Consider the following 568-nt stretch of genomic DNA (forward strand, 5'->3'; position numbering starts at 1 on the left):
ACTCAGCGCCAGAAGCAAGAGTCTTGGCTCCTTCCATCAACGTGTACGAACCCGCGCCACTTCCACAACAAATGCCGTCACCATACTCATCTTGAATGGTGAACTGGTAATCACCGTCGGCTAAACACATGCTTTTTTCAACGGTGGTTGCCGACTCATAATCCTGACCAGAGAACAGCACTGCGGATTAGCTGTTTTTCAGCGTCCAACTCGTTTCAGAGCCGTAGTTGTCGGTCGTGAGAGTCAAGACCACTTGGTGATCACTACAGCTCTCTACGGGAGGCTGCGTGCTTGTCTCGGTCGGTTGGAAGTTATCGACATAAACCACTTCTGAGCCGTCAAAGCCCGCTTCATCATAAAAACGCAATCCCACATCGATGGTTTTCGTGGTCGTCGCGGTGTAATTGAGTGTGAGTTCTTGCCACTGATTCGTTTGCTGCGGATTGGAGTAGCCGTGATAACCGTCTGCCACCAATCGAGCTTTTACATGCCCTTCAGTGTGATACACCGAGACTGAGAACGCATAGGTTTTCCCTTGCTCCACATTAATGGTTTGCAAAAAGTCGGT

General features: G+C 49.8%; 1 pseudogene. It reads right to left on the bottom strand.

The annotated features are described in order from the left end of the window. A pseudogene (locus tag R8O10_RS26700) lies at positions 1-568 on the bottom strand (endonuclease I); the annotation flags it as partial.

The sequence above is a fragment of the Vibrio sp. 1727 genome, from assembly GCF_033344415.1.
Taxonomy (GTDB): domain Bacteria; phylum Pseudomonadota; class Gammaproteobacteria; order Enterobacterales; family Vibrionaceae; genus Vibrio; species Vibrio alginolyticus.